The sequence below is a fragment of the Anoxybacillus sp. MB8 genome (assembly GCF_011006755.1).
In the GTDB taxonomy this organism is placed as follows: Bacteria; Bacillota; Bacilli; order Bacillales; family Anoxybacillaceae; genus Anoxybacillus; species Anoxybacillus gonensis.
This window is the reverse complement of sequence record NZ_RXXX01000023.1, coordinates 1-19,426: the sequence shown is the minus strand read 5'-3', so window position 1 is coordinate 19,426 and position 19,426 is coordinate 1. Positions and strand designations below refer to the sequence as shown.

The 19,426-nt window shown below is 41.4% G+C and carries 17 protein-coding genes; 2 read left to right on the top strand and 15 right to left on the bottom strand.

Annotation, left to right across the window (positions count from 1 at the left end; translation table 11 throughout):
* Window positions 1-386 precede the first annotated feature (386 nt).
* The 5 genes from EKC99_RS09385 to EKC99_RS09365 form a co-directional block, all read right to left on the bottom strand.
* Window positions 387-1,223 (bottom strand): hypothetical protein, encoded by an 837-nt coding sequence (locus EKC99_RS09385; protein WP_163151606.1) that lies wholly within the window; start codon window positions 1,221-1,223, stop codon window positions 387-389.
* Window positions 1,224-1,250: 27 nt separating this feature from the next.
* On the bottom strand, window positions 1,251-2,123 hold the full coding sequence (locus tag EKC99_RS09380; protein WP_163151604.1) for a tyrosine-type recombinase/integrase: 873 nt from the start codon (window positions 2,121-2,123) through the stop codon (window positions 1,251-1,253).
* A 189-nt stretch (window positions 2,124-2,312) separates the two neighbouring features.
* A complete protein-coding gene (locus EKC99_RS09375; RefSeq protein ID WP_163151602.1) occupies window positions 2,313-4,328 on the bottom strand; it encodes a DUF927 domain-containing protein in 2,016 nt (671 codons plus the stop codon).
* A 4-nt stretch (window positions 4,329-4,332) separates the two neighbouring features.
* Window positions 4,333-4,920, bottom strand: a complete 588-nt coding sequence (locus EKC99_RS09370) for a hypothetical protein (RefSeq protein WP_163151600.1) — start codon at window positions 4,918-4,920, stop codon at window positions 4,333-4,335.
* Window positions 4,921-4,963: 43 nt separating this feature from the next.
* Window positions 4,964-5,545 (bottom strand): hypothetical protein, encoded by a 582-nt coding sequence (locus EKC99_RS09365; RefSeq protein ID WP_163151598.1) that lies wholly within the window; start codon window positions 5,543-5,545, stop codon window positions 4,964-4,966.
* 319 nt (window positions 5,546-5,864) lie between these two features.
* On the opposite strand from EKC99_RS09365, the gene EKC99_RS09360 reads away from it, so the two are divergent.
* Window positions 5,865-6,356, top strand: a complete 492-nt coding sequence (locus tag EKC99_RS09360; RefSeq protein WP_163151596.1) for an arginine repressor — start codon at window positions 5,865-5,867, stop codon at window positions 6,354-6,356.
* Between the two features lie 46 nt (window positions 6,357-6,402).
* Here EKC99_RS09360 and EKC99_RS09355 read toward each other — a convergent pair whose 3' ends face one another.
* The 9 genes from EKC99_RS09355 to EKC99_RS09315 all read right to left on the bottom strand — a co-directional run bounded on the left by EKC99_RS09355 (window position 6,403) and on the right by EKC99_RS09315 (window position 17,089).
* Complete coding sequence (locus tag EKC99_RS09355; RefSeq protein WP_163151594.1) at window positions 6,403-6,765, bottom strand: hypothetical protein; 363 nt, start codon at window positions 6,763-6,765, stop codon at window positions 6,403-6,405.
* A gap of 940 nt (window positions 6,766-7,705) precedes the next feature.
* Window positions 7,706-8,005, bottom strand: a complete 300-nt coding sequence (locus EKC99_RS09350; RefSeq protein WP_163151592.1) for a DUF960 family protein — start codon at window positions 8,003-8,005, stop codon at window positions 7,706-7,708.
* Window positions 7,998-8,393, bottom strand: a complete 396-nt coding sequence (locus EKC99_RS09345; protein WP_163151590.1) for a hypothetical protein — start codon at window positions 8,391-8,393, stop codon at window positions 7,998-8,000. Before EKC99_RS09345 ends, EKC99_RS09350 begins: the two co-directional genes overlap by 8 nt.
* 17 nt (window positions 8,394-8,410) lie before the next feature.
* Entirely contained in the window at window positions 8,411-9,283 is an 873-nt protein-coding gene (locus tag EKC99_RS09340) for a tyrosine-type recombinase/integrase (RefSeq protein WP_163151588.1), read from the bottom strand.
* 71 nt (window positions 9,284-9,354) lie between these two features.
* Entirely contained in the window at window positions 9,355-9,519 is a 165-nt protein-coding gene (locus tag EKC99_RS09335; RefSeq protein ID WP_163151587.1) for a hypothetical protein, read from the bottom strand.
* Window positions 9,520-9,688: 169 nt separating this feature from the next.
* The gene (locus EKC99_RS09330; protein WP_163151585.1) at window positions 9,689-9,991 is read right to left on the bottom strand and encodes a hypothetical protein; all 303 of its coding nucleotides are present in this window, start codon (window positions 9,989-9,991) and stop codon (window positions 9,689-9,691) included.
* Between the two features lie 14 nt (window positions 9,992-10,005).
* On the bottom strand, window positions 10,006-10,515 hold the full coding sequence (locus EKC99_RS09325; protein ID WP_163151583.1) for a JAB domain-containing protein: 510 nt from the start codon (window positions 10,513-10,515) through the stop codon (window positions 10,006-10,008).
* Between the two features lie 239 nt (window positions 10,516-10,754).
* The gene (locus EKC99_RS09320) at window positions 10,755-13,829 is read right to left on the bottom strand and encodes an Ig-like domain-containing domain (protein WP_163151581.1); all 3,075 of its coding nucleotides are present in this window, start codon (window positions 13,827-13,829) and stop codon (window positions 10,755-10,757) included.
* 86 nt (window positions 13,830-13,915) lie between these two features.
* Window positions 13,916-17,089: an S-layer homology domain-containing protein gene (locus EKC99_RS09315; protein WP_163151579.1), complete on the bottom strand. Its 3,174-nt coding sequence runs from the start codon at window positions 17,087-17,089 to the stop codon at window positions 13,916-13,918.
* A gap of 386 nt (window positions 17,090-17,475) precedes the next feature.
* Here EKC99_RS09315 and EKC99_RS09310 point away from each other — a divergent pair, with 386 nt between their 5' ends.
* A complete protein-coding gene (locus tag EKC99_RS09310; protein WP_240468838.1) occupies window positions 17,476-18,444 on the top strand; it encodes a C40 family peptidase in 969 nt (322 codons plus the stop codon).
* A gap of 23 nt (window positions 18,445-18,467) precedes the next feature.
* Here EKC99_RS09310 and EKC99_RS09305 read toward each other — a convergent pair whose 3' ends face one another.
* Window positions 18,468-19,340: an S-layer homology domain-containing protein gene (locus EKC99_RS09305; RefSeq protein ID WP_240468837.1), complete on the bottom strand. Its 873-nt coding sequence runs from the start codon at window positions 19,338-19,340 to the stop codon at window positions 18,468-18,470.
* Window positions 19,341-19,426: the final 86 nt, after the last annotated feature.

Genomic DNA, 19,426 nt, shown 5'->3' with positions numbered 1-19,426 from the left:
ATGAAAAAATAAAATGGCATCATCTGTCCATCACAACATGAAAACAAAACCGATAAATAAACTACATCAGACAAACCGATCGTTGGAAAAAAACAAGGAAGAGATGATTGTTTCAAGATATGAAACATAAAAAAATAAACACATCAACATACGATAAAAAATAATTCATACAAACAAAACAAAAAAATAATCGGCACAAAGACAAAGAAGGATAACTCCTTGACTGCTTACAAGTCATATTTTCATTGACATGATGATGGTTTCGAAAACGTGGGGGAGGCGGGGGAATGCACGGAAACCCTTGTGACCGTTGGCTTTGGCTGTTTCCCTTGGCGGGGGAGTGCATCGGGGAAAGGGGGAGCGGCTGACATGGCGCATGCCAGCCATTATGAATGCGACTGCAGAAGACGTTCGACTTCGTATTCGTACCCGTATCGTTTGAGAAATTCAATCAATGCGACCTCAAACAATTCCCGCTGTTTGATGTTTCGTTGATTACAAAACTCTACGATGAGGTCTTGTAAACGATCGGACATTTGAATCGTCTTTCCACTCGTCCTTCCCAAAATGATGTAACGTGGAATCGTGTCTGGCGTGTGCAATGGTACGATCCATTCGAGTAGCTTGTCCTTATGTTTTTGCAACATCTCCAAAAGCGGGAGGTATTGCTGCAGCTGACGAAGGACATCGGTTGAATGCACAGGCACGCTTCGTTCTTCCTGCTTTTCCTCGTTTTCCTTCTCTTTCACCATTTCTTTTGGTTCTGTACATGTTGTTTCAACCTTTCCTGCCTTTTTGACGTAGTTTCTTTCTTGAGGTGACCAAATGTACCCTTTGGCGGTCATGTACTCCGCCAATTCGCGATGATCTTTCAATCCTACCTTTTGGCATACTTCTTCAATGTCAACCTGTGGCTGTTTCAACATGTGAATGACCGTTTGCGCTTTTGTCAGCGGCAGTACTTTCTCATCGTGATACTTTTCACGTGAAATTTTGGGAACGTATGTCATTTTCTCCCGATCCCATGTAAAGTTCCGTCTTCTCATGTAAATATCTAGCGTCTTGTAGTTGGCATGTCCAAACATTTCCGCCAGTTCCTCTCTTGTCAATCCTTCCGCCAATCCTTGTAAAATTTCCTTCACTCGCTCATCATATATCGGTTTTTCCGCTGCTGTCATGTTTTCCACCTTCTTTCCAGTATGAATGAGAGGAGAGATGGTCATGTCTCTCCTCCTTTACAAGGTATGAATCTACAATGTATGAATCGCTTCAATGAGCTGTTCCTGATTCGCATGAACGTAAACCGATGTCGTTTTCAAATCCGCATGTCCCAGTAATTTTTGAATATGAACGATGTGAACTTTGTTTTTCACCAAATTGGACGCAAAACTATGTCGAAGGACGTGGCATGTTACTTTCTTTTTCCAGCCAAGTTTTTTTGTCGTTTCATGCAACACGCGATTGACATACACATCTGACAACTTTCCTGTTTTGGACAAAGCAAAGAAAAATGGACTGTCTGTGGCTGGACGAATGTGCTCTTTGTAATGAACCAACAATGGAAGCAACTTTGGACTGATTGGCACTTTTCGTTGTTTGTTCCCTTTTCCGTTTTGCACAAACACGATGCTCTCCTCCAAATTTACATCTTCCAATGTGAGTGACAAGCATTCCGTAATGCGTAATCCTGTGTAAAAGAGAAATTGGATCACCACTTTAATGGTCGGGTGCTCAATCACTTCAATCAATTGCTTATATTCTGTTTCATCAATGAATGTTCGTTCTTTTTTCGGCACTTTCAACTGATCAATCGGCGCAGCTGTATTCATCGTTGTCCAGCCTTGTTTCACCGCATACTTATAAAATGACCGTAACGTATTCAAATGCCGGTTCACACTCGCTGGCTGGTACTGACGTTCCACCCGCAACATATTCAAGTATTCCTCTAAATCACGTGTTTGAATGTCACCCAAACCAACGAACCCATTATACTTCTTTTCCAAAAAACGATTGACCATTTCCAAATCTTTCGCGTACCCCGCAATCGTTTCTGGACTGGCATTTCTCGCCTGCAGCCCTTTCACAAATTCTTCGATGCACTTGTAAAACAATTTGTTTTCCATTTTCATTCCTCCTCCCTTGTTTCCCGATGATTCAAGGTAATAATATATATCTGTAACTTTTCTTGTTTCGCTTTGGTTCCCTTTTTGATCGTCAGTACCGTACGCATCGACATGAATCGACAACACGATCGATACTGACCATCCGCAGGGCTTTTCATGAACGCCATCTGAAAAAACGAGCATTCGTTCCTAAAGTTCGAGTTCTTCGATCGTTTCCACCTCTACGAGATCTTCAGATTCTCTTATCCGTTTTCCAATTTTCTTTATGTCTGAACTGTCTTTTGGTTCCGACAATCCGAACTCCTCAAATGAATCCATCACAATGACGTACACCATATCGGCACCTTTCGATCCCGCTTGTTGTTTCAATCCACTCTTTTTCCGCAATTCCATTTCATTTTCATCCAACACTTTTCTCCGATTCACGAATTTGCCCTTCTCCGATTTCAGGTATCCCTTTTGTCGCCATTCTTCCAACACCGTTTTCGGATCGCTGAATCCTCCTTCCTCCAGTAACTGCTTAAACTTATGAGGAAAGATGGCGACTTCCACCTGACCGTCTTGGGCATATTTCGGGTAGGAAATTTTCCCCCAACATTCATATCCGTCAAATGGTTTTTTATCCATCCGGAAACATTTCAGATGCTGCAAAATGCGCTGTGTCACGTACTCATATGCTTGTTCCGCAATTCCACGCTCCATTGCGGCTTGTTCTTCTACATCATGCAACACACGCATCATCTCATCCATGTTCAGCGGAAGCTTGAATGCTTCTTTCACCATTTCAGCGGTCGCAAGAAGAATCCCAAACTTCTGTGCTACCCGCGAAACAAATTCGCTTTTCGGCAAATGGTTCTCGCAATGCGCTTTCCATTTCTCGCACCGTTTCATCACTTCGTCCAATCCCAGCCGAAGCAAATGCTTCACAAAACGAATGCCGGCATGTCCGTAATGTTCAGACAATCCTTTTTTCAATGCATCGGCATTTCCCGCCGACGTTGTCCACGTGATGTTCCCAAATTCAAATGCCCGCATGCGTAAGCCATCATTCTTGTTTGTTTTTTGAAACAAGGAGTGCTCAGCAGTCGAGATGATCGTCGTTGCCCATTTATGTTGCTCTCGCAATTGCCCTTCTTTTGTCAATCGTTCCTTTTCTCGATTTTCCGCAAACATATAAATTAAAGGCGAAAAATCTTTTACCGTACTCATCGACGCTTCATCAAGAGCAATCGGTACGCCATAATTGTCACGAAGCAAAGCAATAATGGCATTATGAGTAGCACTCCAGCTTTTAATCAATCCATTTCCATGACGACTTGGTTTACCGAAAGGGGAAACCGCCACTTGAGCAGCGGTCGTTTTCCCTTTCGAACTGTTTCCATATATATGAACCAGCAACGTATCCATATCTCTCGATTGTGTAGACAGTAAGCCGATCACAGCGGCAGAAAACCCAAAAACTAAAGCCAACTCTAAATACACATTTCCGATCACTTCTGAACGGATAATTTTTATCCAATCCTTTAACGTTCCCTTTGGCTCAATGCAATACGTTCCTTTGTAAGTAGATTGCAAAGACGGTAAACCAATGATACGATAATGTTTGAAGCACAATTGATTATTTATCTGATTATTTATCTGTGACCACCCCATACCGCAATGGACATATTCGTATGGGGCTTCTTTTTCTTGCGTAACTAAAAATTCAATGAGGTTTTTGACGTTGTAATGAAAAGCGTCAACTCCTTTACCACTTAGTTTCATAAACTCATTCGGATTTAGTTGTTCTCGTTTAATTTGTATTTCTTTATATTCCCCAAGGTAGCGGTATCGCAAAGTGAGCGTCACGTCTTGATTCTCGAGATTTTGATGTACTTGTGTAATTTCCATATAGTTGCTTACACGCTGCCAACGAACGTTTCCATACTTGTCTTCATCCTTTTTATACAGCAAATTCGGTGTGAGCGCCCATTCCTTCTTTGCGCCGTAGTATTGCACATTCTTCATCGCATGACTTTGTGCTTGGCTGTTGACCTGTGGCACTTGGTTGCTGACCTGCGACACTTGGTTGCTGACCTGTGGCACTTGGTTGCTGACCTGTGGCACTTGGTTGCTGACCTGCGACACTTGAGTGTTTCCCTGTTTCGCTTTGTTTTTGCCCTTTAGCACTTGATTCTTGCCGTTTGGTACTTGGCTGTTACTCATGGTATCATCCTCTCGGTTGATATATAGGTGAACTATCATATTTCACTTGTTGATGTACAAACCAACGTGCTAATTTCGTCGGTAACGATTTTTTGCCTATTCTATCTAAAAACTCCCACATCGTTCCCATGGAAGTAGTACCTTGAACGACCCATTCCGTCTCTGGGATCGGAAACGTTTCAAAGCATGCATGTTGCACACGATGCCAAGCAGAACTTACTTCCTGTAACGTTAATGACGACGACAAAGGTTCAATTCCATGTAATTCGATGACAAGCATATCCCCCTCAAAAGATGCTTTCGTTAATATATATGGCGTTTTTCTCTCGATTTTTTTACACCATTTATTAATTTCTTCCAAATTATCTGTTGGGATTGTATTTTTCCACACCTTAATCACCATTTGATGAAGAAGATGAAATGATGATTGATCAAAATTTGTCGGTATATCGACACCCCAAGCCAAATCCGCGTGTATTCTTCCATTGTAATTTAAATCCACTAATGGATTGGTAGCCAATGGCGGATTCATACTTGTTTTTTCATTAAGGTTGAGATTTTTCGATTTGTTAGTGTAACTTGTCCAATTCATGTGTATTCCTCCATTTATTTCTATCATGTTTTATATTTCATCGCTATTTCATTGAAATAAGTGCTACCTTCTTCCCGTTCTTCGTCTTATACGAAACATTAGAAAACGTAATAGAAGTACGAGGATCAAAGTTCAAATTATAGTAATCTATTAAACACTGCACCAATTCAGATGAGTAAATGACCTTTTTCCCGCCTGCCGTTTTTAACTTATGGCTTACACTATCCTCACCAAGATATTCGGAAATCGCAATGGATTCCGGTGAAAATCCAACCTGTACAGTTTCCGGATTTCCAAGCTCTTGAATGACATGTTCAGAAATCGCAACACGTTTACCATTTTTCTTTGAGTATACGATTGAAAACACACCTGATTCAGATGTCCGTGTAGTAGTTTTTTTGCTCTTAAACAATATAAAACTTGAGAGATCGAACTCTTCTTCGTCACTCATTTCGTGAGACTGCTGTTCTGTAACCTCTTCAGTGTATTCATTATTTTCTCCAGTATCTAAGGTAATGTCCTGTTTCTTTTCCAACTCAACATCTCTTAAATCAATGTCACTCAGCATATCATTCTCTCCTGTAGCATCCGTATGAACATAATTCATATTTTCCTTTTTATTCATTATTAGCTACCTCCTTTTTTAAAGTATTTATCCCATTCTTCCCCTGTACAACCAACGATATGAACCACCTCCTTTCAGTTACTATAATAAATTTTCTTTAATTACTTGTCAACAAATCAAAAATGTATTATAATATTAAGTCAAATTAATAATATTCATTTAAAATACGATTTTATTCTTTTTGCAAAAGAGGCGAAAAATGCTTCTCGCGAGGGGGTACTCATACTATCGGTCAAACAGTAAATATCGAAATGGAATAAAAAAGTTAGGTGTGTATGTCGTACTCAAAAAAATTTTTTTTTTAAAGGAGCGATCTAATTTGCCTAAAAGTGACAAAATGAAAAAACAAAGACATGCAGTCATTATAGAATTGATTCGATCCAGACGAGTAAAGAGTCAACAGGAAGTTATTGCAGAGCTTGAACAAAAAGGTTTCGGTACAGTTACTCAGAGCATCATTAGTAAAGATTTTAAGGAATTGGACATTATAAAAAGCGATCAGGGTTTTTATGTATTTGGGGATTATTATCGTTCAAAGGTGCGGGAAGCTTTGCTTCCTTTTGTTCTAAAACATAATGTAATCGAGTATGGTAAATTATCAACCCACCCTATTTTTATTAAAACATCCGTAAATGTTGAGACAATGCTCGGAGAATTGTTGGTAAATGAGTACCCAGATCATATTGTCGGATTCGTAACAAGTTCAAATTTTCTTGTTATCTATCCATCAAGCGTTGCAAGCAGAAAAAAACTACTTAAAGAAATAGAATTTTTTAGAAAAAAAAGAAAGAAGCCGAAAACCACCGAATGACTTCCCCAAAGTCATTCGGCATTTTTTTATGAAGGATTGCTTGGTTTCATTCTTGATACTTCTTCATCAAATATTCCTTTACGCTATCATTGATGAATTTCGTAATGGATTCAATTTGGTTATGTGTTTTAAGCATTTGAATGATCTGGTAAATGTTTTTCTCCAAGTATGTGGTCACACGCACATGTGTTTCCGCAAATGTTGCTTTCTTTGTTGATTCTTTGAACATCAGCGGCTTGCCATTTAACAAAAATACTTTCGCACTCTGATGATTTTCCCGATCGTTTTCCGGCATGGAAGATGCATGCCTTGTTCCTTCTTCCTCCATCTCTATGATCTCTTCACCGCACTCCAACTCGTACTCCTCCCCTTCTTTCAAACTAAAGATGTAGTTGTCCTCCCATTCCATACGCCCATGCTCCTTTCCGGTATCAGTGGTCAATGTCTATGTAAACACATACGTGTACATAAACAAAAACACATTAATTTGTTGTTTATTGTCTTTATCAAAACGAAAATTTCTTCTCGGTGCTTTGTCTTTCAGACGAAAAACCAGTACCTTCTGCTTTTTTCACATCCACACATTCACATCAAGCGCAATTTGGCATGACTCTTTCGTCCTTTTCCGTTCCTCATGCGCTTTTCGGCAAAAGCCCAGCATCCTCTGCTTCTTTCCCCCACACGTTCACATCAAGGGCAATTCGACATGACTCCCTCGTTCTTTTCCTTCCTCGTGCGCTTTCCGGTAAAAGCCCAGCACCTTCTACTTTTTTCACATCGACACGATCACATCAAGTGCAATTTGCATGATCCACTCGTTCTTCCCCCCTGCACAAAAAGCAATGTCCTCTCGTTCTTTTCCCTTTGACATGTCCTCTCCGGCAAAAGCCCAGCACCTTTTGCTTCTTTCACATCGACACGTTCACAACAAACGCAATTTGGCATGATCTACTCGTCCTTTTCCTTCCACACACAAAAAAGCAACAGCTGCTCCTCCTTTTCCGTTCCTCATGCGCCTTTCAGACGAAAAACCAGCACTTTCTGCTTTTTTCACATCGACACGTTCACATCAAGTGCAATTTGACATGATCCACTCGTCCTTTTCCTTTCACGCACAAAAAGCAATGTCCTCTCGTTCTTTTCCGTTTGACATGTCCTCTCCGGCAAAAGCCCAGCACCTTCTGCTTCTTTCACTTCCACACGTTCACAACAAGTGCAATTTGGCATGACTCCCTCACTCTTTTAAAAACAAAAGCAGTAAAAAAAATGAGGTCATAGGCTTTTCAGCTTTGACCTCATGCTTATTCCAATTTTCCAAGTGTGTATCATTTTTTGTTTGCCAATATTAATTAATAACAACTTGGAAACAAGAGAATGATATAGTCTCGTTGATCCATGACCCAGACGGTCTGTTCAATCGGTGTAGCTTGTTTCAATGGTACAAAGACCGTCGTTTCTCGCTCTGGCTGTTCTTGCCGTTGAATGAGCCATTGTTCATTATTTTCCACGTAAAACTCAAACACTTGTAAATAATCCGTCATTCTCTCATTCTTTTCATCTATATAGCGAAAAATGAACTGCACATGTTCTTCACTTAATCGATCAGCCACTGCACGTGTCATGTAACGCGGTTTGTACCGTTCAAACATGAAAATCCCCTCTTCCTTCGTTCCATTCCGCTTGTTCCCACAGCCATTGTTCCGTCATTTCATCGTATATTCCCATCGGCGCGTAAAACAGCTGAAACTCATCTCCTATTCGCTTCGCGATGCGGTAAAAGACCATCCTTTCATGATGGTGCTTTTCGACATATTCCAATGTAAATGGGTCATCTACCTGTGCCATGACATCATCCTCTTTTTCTAGTAAAATGAGTGCCTGATCGTACGGCAAGAAGAAAGCATGCAAGGATGTTTCTTCTCCCTTTGCTTCGTAAAGATGCAGAAAATCTTGTTCGATGGCTTGAATGAGCGGCTTTGGCGCTCGTCTGTATGCTTTTAACGCCTCGATGTCATTTAGGCATTGAATGATTTTCATTGTTTCATCACTCCTTCCTACAATAACTGAACCGCATCCATTTTCTCTTGCCTTGTCGTTTGAATGTAAAACCTTGCGGTCATGTTCACTGTACTATGACCAGCTAGTTTACTAACCGTTGTTAAATCGACTCCCTTTTTCAACAAACGCGTACAAAACGTATGGCGAAACAAATGGGGATGCAATTTGAATCCAACTTCCTTTGACACGTTTGCCAACCACCCTCTCACCGCATCACGATGCATTTTTGGTGCTCGCTGGCTGACAAGCAAATACTCACTGTCACAAAAACGTGAGTTTGCTCGTTCGCCTTGTTCGTATTGTTTCATGACATGAAGCACATCTTGCCGTAACGTAATTTCCCGCACTTTCCCGCCTTTCCCTCGAACAGTAAGGATACGTGCCAATGCATCAATGTCGGCTCGTTTGATGTTCACTAACTCCGACACGCGAACACCTGTATAAAGCAACAAGTAAACAATTAACTTATTCCGTTGACTTTCTTTTTCCTCGACATAAAACAATAGCTTTTCCACTTGTTCATCAGACAATGCCGTCACGACATGTTCACTTCCAGCGGCAATGTGGATGCGATCGCGCTTTAGTTGAATGTAGCTGTCACTTACAATCCCCTTCTTCTGCAGGAAATCATTGTACACTTTTAAACTCGTAATCTTTTTGTTGATCGTCGCAATGGCATATTCGTTATCTATTAAATATTGCTTATAGCGAACGAACGCAAAACGAGAAAGCGGCTGACTCGCATCAACCGCCTTTTCAATCAAGTATGCATGAAACTTTGCGACATCTCCGACGTACGACTCCATCGTCTTTGGCGATTTTCCTTCTTCCATGAGCCATTGTTTGAACGAAGTAAGTAATTCCTGCAATGGAAGCCCCCCTTAAAACGCAAAAAACCATTGATGACTCATTCACCAATGGCTGTTACTTTTTGATGATGTCAATGATCGTTTTCATTGTACATACATTGCACGATCGTTCGCACAAAAACGAACACGGTAACACTTTCATCATTCATTCCTCCTCTTATTGCCCTTCGTTCATCCACTGTTTGACGATTTCTGTAGCGACGGCAACCGCCACCGTTGCGACAACTTTTTCCCACATGTTTCGTCACCCCCTTTTCGTCCAACTCACGACAGTTATATCATAATGTCATGAGTTTTTTCGTACTGAAATCGTAGAGATTCTTTGTCACTCATCGAATCTGTCTTGCATGGTTGACATTCATTTCGTTTTGTCGTGAAATTGCCGAAAGAAATGTCATGAGTTCATCATGACACGTACAAATGCGCACGGATGCGCTTGCCGTCTTTGATCCATACTTCATACAATCTTTCCCGCGTTTTTTCCGAAACAACCAAACCAGCGATCCACTCATGCCCTTTTGGATCGACGTACATTAGAGTCTCAAAAAGCATCGGATTCGGTAGTTTTTCTAGATGCTCTTCAGGTACAAGATAGTTGTCCAACTCTTCGTGGTAGAATTCATACGCTTCATAGCCCACCTCGTCAATGTTGACTGCAACGTTGAACGTTCTTTTCATTGTCCTTACAAACCAATCCATGTGTAACATCCTCTCTCCTCCTCTCATACATACCCTTTTTCCTTCAGCGACACGAATCGCTCCCCACCAACGATGACGTGATCCAACAATTCAATTCCAACGATTCTCCCTGCCTCGACAAGCCTTCTCGTCACCTCAATGTCTTCCCTTGACGGCGTCGGGTCGGTCGATGGATGATTGTGCGCCACCAACACCGATGCCGCATTTGCCAAAATTGCCGACTTGAACACTTCACGCGGATGAACAATGCTGGCATTCAAACTCCCGACATGACACACATGCATCGCTGTCGGCTGATTTTTCGTGTCCAAACAAACGACAACAAACACTTCCCGATCCGCATCCGCCAACAACGGCTTCAGCAACTTGTACGCATCCGCCGGCGACTGAACACGCCGCTCTTTGTACAACACACTCCCTTCCCGAACGAGCTTTACACTCACAATGTTGACGCGCTTCGCTGGTTGCTTGGCGGACACCTCTCTTTCTAGCAACTCCAGCTGCTGGTGGTTGACGGTTTGGTACTTGCTCATCCTTTTCCCTCCTAAAACAAAAATAGCCCCAATTCCCCGAAAGGAATAGAGGCTGGTCAAAGTGTATTGAATTTGCATCTGATGTTCATAATTATATTAAATGCTTAAAAAGTTTTTTGATACGGTTTCTTTGAAGAGATTATGGGACTGGCAATGTAAAAAGGAAAGCCCTGCAGAGATTTCTCTCCGCAGAGCTTTCGCCAACCTTCAAGACGTGACAGGCACGTAACCTTATGTTATTAGAAGTTTGTAGCTGAAGGAACTGTGAATGTAATTGTTCCAGTAGTAGCGTTATCAGCTTGGTCAATTACTTCACCTGTTGCTACAGTAATTGTGTCTCCAGCAGCAACAGTTGCACCAGTACCTAATGTAATTACAAACTCAGTATCATACGCTCCAGTATTTTTCTGAGTAATTGTTGCACCAGTACCGAATACGTGGCTATTGTCTAGAGACAAGTCAGATAAATCTAATTGTGATACTTTAACAGGTTCGCTAAATTTAATAGTAATAGTGTCTCCTGCATCAATAGTACCTTGTGTTCCAGTACCGTTTGCAGCAACAATTGCACCTGTCGCAGCAGCAGTAGGAACAGTTTTCTCAGTGATTTGAGCCTTGTTAGCGCCATCCATTACATCTTTAACAGTAAATGTAGTTGCAACGTTTGAAGCTGCATCTATGATGTAACGACCATCTTTAAGTTCAACAGTAACATTTGCATCCTTAACGCCTGGTTTAATAATCTTAATTTCAAGTTTGTCATCAGTAGTAGCGTCAGCTACAGTATAGTCACCAGCTGCAGGGTTAAGAACCGTACCGTCTGCAAGTTTAACTACCAAGTCACCTGCTAAACCTACATTGCTAGAGAACGTGACTTGTTCGTCAAATGTCAATACAATTGTGTCAGCACTTGTTGCATGTTTAGTTACTGTACTGATAGATGGAGCAGTTTTATCGATCACATTTAAGCCGCTAGTAGCTGCAAGAGCTGCTGTTTTAGCCCCATTAGTTAATGTGATGGCATCTGCATCAGCGTATAGAGATACAACACTTGCAGTTGTGTCAGCATCTGAACCGTCGAATTTACCATCAGCAGTTACGTTGTTATTTAATGTTAATGTTGCAGTCTTACCATCGGCTGCAATTGATACTGCAGTTACTTGTAATCCTGGGATTAATTTAGAACTGTCTTGGTTTTCAGCAAATTTAATTTTGTTAGCATCAATTCCGCTAAATAGATAGCCAGATTTAGCATGAAGTTTTAATTGGTTTTTGCTGATAAGTTCAACTTTATCAACAGCTGTTGTAAACAAAGGAGCTGATACGAATGCAGAAATTAATCCTGCTGCGCCAAGGTTAGCGTTTACTTGTGTGCTAGATAAAGTATTACCAGCAACATCTTTAACTGCAATGACGCGTAAATCAGTACCAGCAGCAAATGCTAATTGAGTATCAGAAGAACTACGGTTCACAGTAATTGTTACTGATTTGTTGTCGCTTGCTGGTGTTAATGTAACTGCACCAGGAACATCGGCTAATGGAGTACCATTAATTAAGTAGTTAGCTTTATTTGTTAATGTAGCAGCATCCATTGCCTCGCTGAAATAGATAGTTACTTTGCTATCTTTAACGTCAGCGTCTGAGTTGAAATCTGTTCCAGAAGTTTCGTTTACATACTCAACTTTTGTGATAGTCGGAGCAACTTTATCATTTAATGTAACAGGGAATGTAGCTTCGACAAATTTGTTTTGTCGAATACTTACATCTGTCAAACTATCTTTTAAAATCTTGATAGTATGAGCTCCCGATAATGATGAACCACTTGCAATTGTTAATACGTAAACTTTATCACTTGCTACACCATCAATTACCTTATTAGTAACTGTTACAGTGTTAGAGAGTTTTTTGTTGTCTTTATCATACAACTCTACGTCTGCACCAGTGAAACCTGTAACATCTTCAGAGAATGTAACCTCGATAGTGTTGTCAGAGTTTACTTTTACATCTGTTACAGTTGGAGCTGTTGTATCATCTACAGCTTTGAAAGTGAATGTTTTAGCTTCTTTCACTTCGTTACCGTAGTTGTCTTTAATACCTTTGTATTCAAGCTTAGCTTCTACAACCGCAGCAAGGTTTAAAGAAGAACCTAAAGTTAACTCGTAAACTTTACCGCCTTCTTTAGCAGTAGCACCAGTTACAGCCGTTCCGTTTACTTTAATATTTGCTAAGTTAGATTGAACAGTAGCATTGTCAACTGGCTCGTTGAATGTAACTTTTACTTTATCTTTGTTTAGTACTTCTACAGCAGTTACCTCAGGTGCAGCTGTATCTGCTGGAATGTTTACAGTAAACTCTTTTGGTGCAATTGGTAAGTTTGCATAGTCTTTAAGATTTGCAACCTTAATTTTGTGATCACCAGCAGTTAGAGCTGTGTTAAGAGTTAAAACTACTTTGTTTTTAGTATCGATGTCTGTAAGAGTAGGAGTTGCATATGCATTAATACCATCGATTTGAACGATATCTGTTAGTACAGCTGCTGAAGTCGGGAATTGACCAGCGCCGCTACCAGTTTGGATTGGCTCAGAGAAAACGATTTCTAGTGTTTTTGGAGATGTAGCAGTTACGCTTTCAACAGTAGGTAAAGTTGTATCTACTACTGATACAGTTTTCTCTGCTTTCTCAACTTTCTTAGTAGAATCGCCTCTAACTTCAACGTTTTCTACTACAACTTTGTATTCTTTTAATTGAGAATAGCTACCATTGTTTGTAATTAACAACGTTTTGTTATCGTCTAATAAGTTTAAAGTTACACCTGATAATAATGTGCTACCATCGTATACTTTAACATTTGAAGAAGTGATAGTTTTCTTCTCTACTTCTTTGTTAAATTTAACTACGATGTTTTTAAGGTTATTCGCACTTACGCTTTCAACTTTCGGCGCAACATTCGGAGCTGGAACTTCTACCGCCTTGCCGTCTTTATCTTTAAACACAACATCTGTTGGAATATCGCCTGGTTCAAATGTTTTGCCTTGATTTTTCTCGAAAATGAATTTATCTAATGTAACAACTTTATCCGCTTGAACGAAGTAAACGTTTTCGGGACCCGCATTGTTAATGGCATTTAGAACATCTGTTTTGCTGCTGAATAAGTCGTCAATTGTGAAAAATACGCTGTTTTGTCCGTTTACTACGTAAAATCCTTCAGCGACAGTTGCAGCTTCTGCCGCATGTGTTACAAATGGTGCAACTGGTGTTGCAACAAGTGCAGCTAATGCAGCTGATGACAACACTTTTACTGGAAGCTTCTTCATCGTACATCCTCCCCGAATGTTTGTTTATATGTCCGTTCTTGTTGTATGAAAAGGGAAGGGGCACTCGTCCCCTGCCCTATGAGTTATTAAAATGGTACGGTTGCTGTTTTTGTTTCGCCGTTCACAACAACTTCAACTGTTGCGCTAGCTACGTCTTCAGCGACAAGTCTAGAGATTGAGAACGTTTTGTCAGCATTCACGTTTGTTGTGAATGTTTGTGTACCGATTTTTACTGTAACAGTCGTTGCAGTCACGTCTGCAGCAAGCTTACCGCTCACTCGGTACGCAAACGTACCAGCTAAAAATGACTCTTTTTGTCCTGCTACGGTTTCAAATGCAGCTGAGACTGCTGCCGCTGGCGCAACTGTTACAGATCCAGCAGCTAATTTGCCGCCGTCAGTTGCTAAGCTTGCGATTTCAGCGTATGATAACGTACCAACGTCAAGGCCTGTTGCTGTAACATCGAGAACGATCACGTTGTCATTTGCAACTTCGCCAGTTGATACGCTTGCAACCGTGCCAGCTGTCAATGCGAACGCGCCAGCGACAAGTTTGCTGTCGTTTACTGCTTTGCTGAATGTCACTTCTACTTTGTCCGCTTTACCATCGCTGTTTGAGTCAATCGCTTTAGCGCTTGTGACTGTAACAGCTGGTGCTTGAACTGGTGCGTATACTTGATCGCCACGAAGGTCGAAAGATGCAACATCGCCATGTACGTAAACGATTTGATCATATTTTTCTAAACCTAATTCAAATTCGTTTTCAGATTTAGGGCTTCCGTTCACGAACAATTTCGCGCCGTTGTAGTTTAACGTAAACTCAGAGCCGTTTAACGCACCGCCATGAACTTTCACTTTCACTTCGTTTCTCACTTTATCAACATCAAGCACTTCTAACGCATAAGACACGCCGTTGATAAACGCTTTTGTAAACGAAACTGTTACGTTTTGATTTGGCAATGTGTATTGTGAACCAGATACGTTTACTGTAACGTTCGTTGCTTCGTTTGCTGTTACAGTTAATGTTGAAGCACCGTTCACAGCAGTGAATGGAATAGACGCATATTTATACGGCTCGATCGTTACACCGTTCGCAACAACTGGGCTGAATCCGTTGTTGTATACTTCAAACGTTGCCGTATGAGTTCCTGCTTTATATTCTTTACCGTTTTGGTCAACAACTTGGTATTTATAAGTAACTGTTTGGCCAGCATTGACAGATGAAACTTCTTTTCCTGATGCATCGTATACTTTCAACGTTGCTTTTTCTACTTTTGCATCGCCAAAGTAAACAATTTCACCTTTTGCTTGTGCATCAGCACTGTCAAGCTCAACTGCTTTTGTACCGTTGTCAACGAATACAGTTGGTGTTGCATATGCGTTTTTCTCACCGATTAAAGTGAATTGAACAACGCCATCTTTGTCCGTTTCAAGCGCGATCAAGTTTGTTCCATTGAATAAGTAGTTGCCACCTTGATCTGCAGAGCGTTGCAACCATACTTTTCCGTCAAGGTTTCCTTTCTCGATCGTAACGTAAACTTTTGTTCCTTTCGGAGCAAGTTTACCGTCTTTGTCACGAACTGTTACTTTATAGTCGCGACCGCCTTCACCGCCAACAGAGATCGCAGCAGCATCTTTTGTTCCAATTGATTCAACGAGCACTTCAACAAGTTGAACGTTTTCAAACTTCACTGTTGAAGCTTTCGCTTGCAATTCAGTTGCACCAAGTTTGTCATCGCCACCGTCGAAGAAGACAATTGGTGTCACAGACGCATTTGCGCCAGTTAATGTGAATGTTGCTTCACCTTTAGAGTCTAATTGAACACGAACACCGTTTTGGTTGCCGTTTGTGTATTGGTAAGGGTATTTCACACTTGGATTTTGATACCAAGTAGCGTCCGTAATTGTCACACCTTTAACGCCTTTGTCTGGAGTGACATCTACGTTTTCAGCAAATGCGATGTTTACATAGCCGCTCGCTGCTCCACCGCTTGGTGTTGTCGCTTTAACTTTGTAAACTTTCTTCGCACCGTTTGCTAACGTTTTTGCATCAGTAACTTCTGTAATTGTTAAGCGCTCTGCAACGCCCCAGTATACTTTACCGTTTGTTGCGCGAACTTCTGGTTTACCAGTTGCGTACGCGATGACTAAATCGTCGCCACCTGCGTATTGTGTATATGAATACTCAGCTACACCGTTCTCGTTTGTGTATACTTCAACAACGTGATCTTTATTGAAACGAGAATCAGATTGAATGTTGAACGTAACTGGAATGCCTTTTTTCGATTGTCCTTCTGGAACTTTTACTTCCGCACGAACAGTCACTTCTTTACCTACAACGCCTTGTACAGAGTTTGTAATGACGTTGATTTTTTCAGGAAGAACAGCAGAGATGCCCTTGAATTTGCCAAGCGTTTTGCCGTTTCCTTTTACTGTATACTCTTTTCCGCCTTCTTGTGTAGAAGTCGTTAACACAGCAACTTTGTTGTCTGTTTGTTTCACAGCAGCGTTTTTCACTTCAAGACCGTCGATCTCAAATTTTAACGAATTGATGTTCGAAATCGCGTCAACGAAGTGAACTTCAACTGTTGTCGCGTTGATCGCTTTTACTGTTTTGACTTCAGGGTTTTTCACAGCGCCTTGTAAACTTAATGCGCGAACAACAAATGAAGCAAATTGACCGCGTGTAACTGCCGCTTTTGGATTGAATTGTGTATTTTTTGTCACACCGTTTGCTTCAAGTGTTTGAATGTAATCGCGAGCCCAAGAAGCCGCTTTATCAAGGTCAGCAATTTTTGAAACGTGACCTTCTGGTTTTGTTAATTTGAACGCCTCAACAAGAACTTTTGCCATTTGCTCACGAGTGATGTTTGCGCTCGGATTGAAGCGAGCACCGTCACCAGTCATGACACCTTGTGAGCTAACAATCGCAACTGCTTCTGTTAATTCCACGTTATTTGCAGAAACGTCAGCAAATTTTGGAGCGCTTGCTGGCACTTCTACACCGTGATCTTTTAAGATGCGTGAGAAGATGATTGCTGCTTCTCCACGAGTTAATGTTTTGTTTGGTTTGAATGTTCCATCAGCGTAACCTTTAATGTATCCTTGTGCAACAAGTGTTGCAATGTCGTCAGCATGCACATTGCCCGCAAGGTCAGTAAAGGACGCTGCGCTAGCTACTGGCGCGATCGCTGAAGCAACGACAGCCGCAGAGACCGTACCAGCTAAAAATTTGCGATAAGACTTTGGTTGGTAAGCCATCGACTTATTTCCTCCTTTTTGTTTCTGTTTCTATGATTTAGTGGCTAAATTTAAGAGATTTATGTATTTTTCTCTATGAAACTCTTAAACTTAGCGAGTGAACGACTACAAAGTACATTATAGGTTTCCAAAAAGATAAAGTCAACCATTTTTTTCAATTGTTTTTTCTATTTCTATAATAAACCTTTGTATGAAGCAGTCTTCCACTCAAACTTTATTTTACCTAACCAATCATAATTTTCAATACCTTTTCCCGTAATTTTTATTACGAAACTGTATTTTTTTTTGTTACATAACTGTAAAGTTATTATTCTCCTATTTGTGATACACTTGGAATAGTGTGAAAATGTCGAAATTGCAAGAACAATAGCGAAGAGAGGTGTATCATGTTGAAGCGGTTTATTTCAGCGTTGCTTTTGTTTTTCCTCTTCCCTTCCTTCGCTTATGCAAGCGATAGTTATGATCGGCTCATTCCTCTTGCGAAAAAATATGTCGGAGTGCCGTATCAATTCGGGGGAAGCTCGGAAAAAGGATTTGATTGCTCTGGGTTTACACGCCATGTGATGAGTGGGCTAGGGGTCACGTTAGCGCGGACAACAGCGGAGCAGTATAAGCAAGGAAGCGCAGTAAAGAAAGAAGATTTACGCGTTGGGGATCTCGTCTTTTTTGAAACATATAAGGAAGGGCCATCGCATGCGGGCATTTATATTGGAGACAACCGGTTTATTCATGCCAGTTCATCCAAAGGAATTACCGTCACATCATTAGATGATTCTTATTATAAGAAACGATACATAGGAGCAAGACGCGTGCTTGCATATGCACAGGAAGTCGGGAAATTTCAAGATGTCGGAACCGATTTTTGGGCAAATAAAGAAATTGAAACGCTAGGTAAAAAAGAAATTGTACTTGGGTATGCGAAAAGCTACTTTAAGCCAGATGAAATGATGACGCGCGCAGAAGCAGCAGGGTTGATCGCCACATATTTCAATTTCGACATGAACAATCGCAAAGAAACGTTTACAGATGTGCCAAGCGATCATTGGGCCGTTGGTGCGATTAACGCGCTTGTCAAAGAAAATATCGTCAGTAAAAACGATAAACCATTTCAACCGGATGAACCGTTGACGCGTGAACAACTTGCCATGTGGTTTGCGGAGGCGTGGAAATTAAAGCGCGGAACAGACGTGCCATTTACTGATGTGAAAGAAACGGACCCAGCGTACGATGCAATTGAAAAGCTCGTGGCAACAGGCATTGCAAACGGATATGAGGATGGAACGTTCCGTCCGAAAGAAACGGTCACACGTGCGGAGTTTGCGGTGTTTTTCTACCGTGCAATCCATGCAAAATAGCGAGGAAGGACAAGCCTTCCTCGCTATTTTTTATCGAGCGTCCGTTTTAAAAAGAGGGCAAACTGTCCACGTGTCACGAAATCGTTTGGGCGATACGGATTGTTGATCGTAATGCCGTTGTAAAAAAGCGTATCGATCGCCTGATACGCCCAATGAGAAGGGGGCACATCAAAAAACGATACATTTGTTGTCGGCTTTTCGTACACATTAGCATACACTCTCGCTAAAATCATCGCCATTTGGGCGCGGGTCATATATCCGTTCGGATATAGCTTCCCGTTATATCCGGTCAGCAATCCATATGCCTCAGCAATCGCCATCTCTTTATACCACGGATCCGTCGGTTTTACATCTTGCGCCTTGGCGACATATCCTTCAGGGAGCGTCAACTGTAAATCTCGAATCAGCATAAGGGCGGCATGGCGGCGAGATATTCGTTCGTTCGGGCGATACGTTCCGTCTGGGAATCCTGAGATCATCCCTCGTTCATACAACAGTCGCGCAGCTTCCTGCAACTCCTCTCCGACGACGTCTGGAAAAAGCGGAGGAGTAGAAACAAGCGAATCAATTGTTCCGTACGAGACACGCAACGTCGCTGAACCGCGATTAAATCCTTTGGTTGTCGGCTGAATGACACGAAATAATGCGGTATCGACAATCGTTGAGCGAAATAGCCAAGAAACGTGACTACTCCGTTTCGCTCCATCATATGTCGTTTCTTTTATCCCTTTCGACACACTTCCTATATAAATGGAAGCATAGCGCCCCTCCCCATCTTGCGCATTGACATACGCCGTCGCATCGGCATATGTGTAAAACGTGAGCGCATATACGTTATTTTTCACTGTATAATTTGTCAATAGTAATGAAAGCGGAGGCATCGGCTCGTACCTCACATTTCGCACCCTCTCGACAAAAATCGGGAGGATTTTTTTATCTTCCTGTCGAATAAAACCTTGGAATACAAGGAAAGCAAAGGAGT